This is a genomic window from Thermosynechococcus sp., from assembly GCF_046299635.1.
GTDB lineage: Bacteria > Cyanobacteriota > Cyanobacteriia > Thermosynechococcales > Thermosynechococcaceae > Thermosynechococcus.
Map to the genome: position 1 here is coordinate 1 of NZ_JBKBHV010000044.1, position 5,171 is coordinate 5,171.

At 52.7% G+C, this 5,171-nt stretch carries 6 protein-coding genes; 3 read left to right on the plus strand and 3 right to left on the minus strand.

The features are described 5' to 3' along the window. Positions 1-561: 561 nt before the first annotated feature. Entirely contained in the window at positions 562-2,145 is a 1,584-nt protein-coding gene (locus ACK4IR_RS12190) for a hypothetical protein (RefSeq protein WP_409874625.1), read from the plus strand. Here ACK4IR_RS12190 and ACK4IR_RS12195 read toward each other — a convergent pair. Then, positions 2,142-2,708: a hypothetical protein gene (locus ACK4IR_RS12195; RefSeq protein ID WP_409874626.1), complete on the minus strand. Its 567-nt coding sequence runs from the start codon at positions 2,706-2,708 to the stop codon at positions 2,142-2,144. The two genes, ACK4IR_RS12190 and ACK4IR_RS12195, sit on opposite strands and share 4 nt — an antisense overlap. Before the next feature lie 12 nt (positions 2,709-2,720). After that, positions 2,721-3,314 (minus strand): DJ-1/PfpI family protein, encoded by a 594-nt coding sequence (locus ACK4IR_RS12200; RefSeq protein WP_409874627.1) that lies wholly within the window; start codon positions 3,312-3,314, stop codon positions 2,721-2,723. A gap of 97 nt (positions 3,315-3,411) precedes the next feature. On the opposite strand from ACK4IR_RS12200, the gene cobM reads away from it, so the two are divergent. Together cobM and yidD are read left to right on the plus strand one after the other, a co-directional pair. Next, positions 3,412-4,197, plus strand: a complete 786-nt coding sequence (cobM, locus tag ACK4IR_RS12205; protein WP_409874628.1) for a precorrin-4 C(11)-methyltransferase — start codon at positions 3,412-3,414, stop codon at positions 4,195-4,197. 37 nt (positions 4,198-4,234) lie between these two features. Next, positions 4,235-4,495, plus strand: coding sequence for a membrane protein insertion efficiency factor YidD (gene yidD, locus ACK4IR_RS12210; RefSeq protein ID WP_409874629.1), 261 nt, complete (start codon positions 4,235-4,237; stop codon positions 4,493-4,495). Positions 4,496-4,508: 13 nt separating this feature from the next. Here the strand turns inward: yidD and ACK4IR_RS12215 are convergent. Next, positions 4,509-5,171 (minus strand): PD-(D/E)XK nuclease family protein (locus ACK4IR_RS12215; protein ID WP_409874630.1); only part of this gene is annotated, 663 nt, incomplete at its 5' end.

The following is a 5,171-nucleotide window of genomic DNA, read 5'->3' on the forward strand; positions in this document are numbered from 1 at the left end:
CCCGATACAGTCAGGTCTTCGATGATCACCTCGCCGTGGTTCTTGGCCAAGTAACTGGTGACCTTATGAAGGGCGTGAGAGATGGATAGTTTACTCATAACAATTATTATACATGATAAAATTATAAATATGTATAATTTTGAATAACTTATAGATTACTGCTGCAAACCCAGTCTAGTGGGTGCTTGTAATCGTTTGTAACAATTTACACGCTTGTGGGAGTTGTCATTTAGCCATTCCTTAGCTAGACTAAGAATAGTTCGGGCTATTCAATCCCCCGCATAGCCCCACTAAAATCCCCGAAAAGGTAAGTTACGCCGAAAGGGTAACGCACAAATCAAGGATCCTGTAGCCGCCGCTTCAGAAAAGGGTATGGATGTCCTTGATGCCGAAGGGATTTTTTCAAGCTTTTCAACAGCTCTAAACTTAGAGTTTAGATTACCTTGCTTCTTGATTAGGTAGGATAGTGGAGCGATCGCCAGCAGTCCCCCATCACTCTCTCGAAATCGCTGTAGGCTAGAACTAGCGGCACCCCCTTTCATTACTATTCATTATTAGTTTATGAGTGATTCCCGTTTGCTCGATATTGCGCGGCAGGGCGACCCTCGTGCCATTGGTACACTGCTGAATGCGGTTCTTCTGTCCAAGCGGGTAAAAGCCACCGTGGTACGTCAGGCCGAGGAGCTAATGATTACCCTGCATTCAGAAAAAATGCTCAACCAAGGGGCAGCCGTAACCCTAATCCGTACGGCCTTGGAAAAATTGCACTTGCCGGAGATTCAACGGGTTTTCATTGAGTCACGGGTGTTGGGCGTTCCCCTCTGGGAAAGTCATTTTTCATTACAACTCATGCCCGCAGTTCAACCCCCTCAGCCAGCGATCGCAGATCCGCAGGTCACTGAGCCATCCCCTCCTGAACCGACCCTGCTGGATTTGATGTCCGCTTTTACGACCTCCGAGGAATCTTCCACCTCTGAACGTCAGGATGCCGTGACGCGATCGCCCCAAGAGGAGGAACAACCCATTCCAGTAGAGATCACGCCTGAATATGGCGATATTGTTGCCCCTGAAGCAGCCACTCTCCTACAGCAAGTCACTAAAAATGCTGAGGATGGGACAGTGGCAAAATCCATCAATGAGCCGCAGGAAAGTTTCCTAGATGAAGTCCCGGAAAGTGATCCTGAGAAGGACATCAGTTTGGCCGATTTGGCGGCTGCTTTTGACCCCAACCTACCCACAGCATTGGCAAATTCCAATAGTGAGGAACCCACATCTGATCTGCCCTCCCTCCAAAGAGAACCCATTGAATCCGATACCCTTGATGGATTCTCAGAGGAATTGCCAGTTCTAGCGGTCGCTGCTGAACCATTGTCCAGCCCAGTTGAAGAACCGCTTGACTCAATAGAAGAGAACATTGCAACACCAGAAGCAAAAGCAAGTGTTGCTGAGATCCCTGAACTCTCTGAAGCGACCTTAGAGAGTGAAGAAGACGACTTCCCTGAACCGACGACTGAGGACATTGCCGCCCTAGAAGCCGTAGAGACTGAGATCAGCACACAAGTCGAGATGACTCCTGAAGCTGAATCCTCGCCTAGGGGAGCGATCGCCCCTGCACCCATTGTTGAGGATCCTTGGGTCGTCTCAGACACATTGCCCACTGCACCCACCGCCGAACCTCCTCCCCAAGCTCCAGAATCCGTTAGCTATCCCCCCCTCCGTGATCCTTGGTTAGAGGCGGAGCCTGCGCCACAGGGTCAGACAGAGGAGACACCGCAGACGACACCACCTCCTGAAGCCGCGACAGACCCCCCCCAGTCCCCTTGTGAATCGGAAATTTACACCACGCCAACAATTGAAAAAATACCCCGCGATGATCAGTCAAAGGTGGCGGGTATTGCCGGTATAGTTATGGGTTTAGGCTTTTGTGCCACAGGGTTAGGAACTATTATTGGTCTGCCGATGGTCGTGGGCAGTATGTGGATGCTGGGGGATGAAGAAGTGTGGAGTGGTGAGTGTCCGCATTGTCATCAGCCGCTAAAAATTCCTGTGGGTAAGCTGTGGCGTTTTAGTTGTGAGAAGTGTCAGGGATTGATTGAAGTGAAATATGGCCGCTTCTATGCGCGGGCAACCCCCCCTGCACCCTAACCCAAATCTAAATTTATCTGACCCCGCTGGCGACGAGCTTCAAGGGCGTGAGCAATGAGATCCAATAGCCCAGGTGCCTCTTCCTGAATCGTCAGCAGGAGACGTTCACCCATGGCCAGATCCGCATCTGGAGGGAGAGAGTCCTCTTGAACCAACTCCCGCAGCCGAGGCACCGTATTGTCAACGATTTCCACCAGCGCCCCCAAGCAGCGAAAAAATTGCCGTTCGGTGAGGGTACTGTCCTCAATCGGGAATTCAATCATCGCCCGCACTTCACCTGCATCGGGGTCGTACTCCCACTGCAACATTTTGGTTTGCCACGAAATACACAGTAGGGTTTGCAAAATGGCATCCCGAAAAGGGTGGGTTTTAATCCCCGGCAAAAGATCGGGAGCATACAGCTTAAAAAACTCGCCCCCCTCCTCTAGCTCAATGATGACGATAAATCGCTCTAGGTAATCGCCGTTAACGCCCGTAATAATTTGGTGATTGGCTGCATTCAACCGATAGTTGAGTTGGTGCCGTTGCAGATATTGGGCAATTTGGCTGAGGGCGATCGCCATGCCACCGCCATCCTAAACGGTTTCCTGATGGCTAATTTTCGTTCCTAAAATCTCGAGAAATGCCGCCAACCAACGGGGATGAGCCGGCCAAGCGGGTGCTGTGACCAGATTGCCATCCACCACAACAGCATCCACCGCTACATCGGTAAAGTTGCCACCGGCATTCATCACCTCCGGACCACAGGCCGGATAGGCGGTACAGGTTTTACCCACAAGCACCCCCGCTGCGGCCAAAAGTTGCAGACCGTGGCAAATTGCGGCAATGGGTTTTTGGGTCTTGCCAAAGTGCTTGGTGATTTCTAGTACCCGTGGATTGAGACGCAAATACTCTGGCGATCGCCCGCCCGGCACCACTAAGGCATCATAGGTACTGGCGTCAATTTCGGCAAAGGTAGCATTGAGGATAAAATTGTGCCCGCGTTTTTCACTGTAGGTTTGATCCCCTTCAAAATCATGAACGGCTGTGCAAACCCTGTCGCCGGCAACTTTATCCGGACAGACGGCATGCACCGTGTGACCAACCATTTGCAGCGCTTGGAAAGGCACCATCACCTCGTAATCTTCCACATAGTCACCCACGAGCATTAAAATGCGTTTGCCACTCATGATGCGCTACCTCTTAAGTTGACCTGTCTTGATCCTGACACAATCGGGTCCCCGCCAAAAGTTACGCTGAAAAAGCAGTATGGTCAGGAAGGGTCTGATGACAGAACGCAAGACTACTGCCGGGGTTTACTTTGTCGGTGCCGGCCCCGGCGATCCAGAACTACTCACCCTCAAGGGGCAACGCCTCATTCAAGCGGCCGATGTGATTCTCTATGCCGATTCCCTAGTGCCAACGGCAATTTTGCAGTTTGCGTCCCCAGCCGCCAGCCGTATTCCCACCGCTGCAATGACCCTAGAAGAGATCATTCCGCTGATGGTGGCAGCCGTGCACGCGGGTAAAACGGTGGTGCGCTTGCAATCAGGGGATCCCAGCCTCTACAGCGCCATTCACGAGCAGATTGCCCGCCTTGCGGAAGCAGGCATTACCGTTGAAGTTATCCCCGGCATTAGCGCCTATCAATTGGCCGCTGCCCGCCTCAATGCCGAACTCACCCTCCCCGAATTGGTCCAGACGATTATTCTCACCCGTGCCACTGGCCGGACGCGAGTGCCACCAACGGAGGAGTTGGCCAGTCTAGCGGCACACAAGGCCAGCCTCTGCCTCTATTTGAGTGCCAATTGTGTTCAGCGTGCCCAGCGGAATCTCCTTCAGCATTATCCCCCCGAAACCTTGGTTGCTGTGGGTTACCGTTTGGGATGGCCCGATGAGCGGTTGTGGCTGGTTCCCTTGGCCGAAATGGCCGCGTTTAGTCAGCAACAGCGCTTGACGCGCACCACCCTTTATTTGATTAGCCCGGCACTGGCGGCACAGCAGCAAGGCAATTACTCCTTGCGCTCTTGTCTCTATAACCCCGAACATCCCCATCTGTTTCGCCCCCGTTAATTCTGCCTATAATGGGGGTACGTTCTAGGCAAAGGCGATGGCCAACCGGTTGAGCAAAGCACTGATCTTTTTGATTCGCTGTTATCAGCGTTGGATTTCGCCCTTATTTTTGCCCACCTGTCGCTACACGCCCACTTGCTCAGCCTATGCCGTTGAGGCGATCGCCCGCTTTGGAGCGGTCAAGGGAACCTACTTAGCCATTCGTCGTATTCTGCGCTGTCACCCCTTTGCCGTGGGCGGCTATGACCCTGTGCCCAGTCCTCCCCATCCTCACAACAACTCTGCACCCTCTTGTTAATCGCCGGGAAACCCTATAGACCCTCTACGGCGTCGGCGTAGCTATAAATTTCAATTCCCAGTGCTTCAGCAACCGGTCGAGCTCGAGGATCCACCATCGGAGAGATGACGATTTTACGGTCAATTTGGCGTTGGTGGTGCCGTGCATAAAAATTCACCTTGCGATCAAAGATATACATCCCGGCTTTGTCAATTGAAGATTTAATTTCACAGGCGATGGTTAGACCATTCTTGATGATTAGGTCTAGTTCCACCTGATCCGGACGCCCAAACACCTCGCCCTCACGGTCATAAAGGGTCAAGTTCAGCACTTCAACCCCAAAGGATTCCGTCAAGATGCCGGCCAAGGCATTCCGAAAACTCGTTTCAGATGCAATGCCCCAGCGGGCTCCTAGGGCGCCTATCGTACTCTCAAACCGTTTATCCAGCCGCCGAATTTCCGCAAGTTGCTCATACCAGCGGCGATTCTGTTCTTCCCATTTGCGATCTTGCTCGTGCCAGCGGCGGACTTGTTCCTCCCATTTGCGATCTTGCTCGTGCCAGCGGCGGACTTGTTCCTCCCATTTGCGATCTTGCTCGTGCCAGCGGCGGACTTGTTCTTCCCACTTGCGATCTTGTTCGTGCCAGCGGCGGACTTGTTCCTCCCACTTGCGATCTTGTTCGTGCCAGCGGCGGAC

What these genes read in the sequence shown, in the direction of transcription:
- ACK4IR_RS12190 (WP_409874625.1), top strand. Translation starts at nt 562, where the DNA reads ATGAGTGATTCCCGTTTGCTCGATATTGCGCGGCAGGGCGACCCTCGT.
- ACK4IR_RS12195 (WP_409874626.1), bottom strand. Translation starts at nt 2,708, where the DNA reads ATGGCGATCGCCCTCAGCCAAATTGCCCAATATCTGCAACGGCACCAA.
- ACK4IR_RS12200 (WP_409874627.1), bottom strand. Translation starts at nt 3,314, where the DNA reads ATGAGTGGCAAACGCATTTTAATGCTCGTGGGTGACTATGTGGAAGAT.
- cobM (WP_409874628.1), top strand. Translation starts at nt 3,412, where the DNA reads ATGACAGAACGCAAGACTACTGCCGGGGTTTACTTTGTCGGTGCCGGC.
- yidD (WP_409874629.1), top strand. Translation starts at nt 4,235, where the DNA reads ATGGCCAACCGGTTGAGCAAAGCACTGATCTTTTTGATTCGCTGTTAT.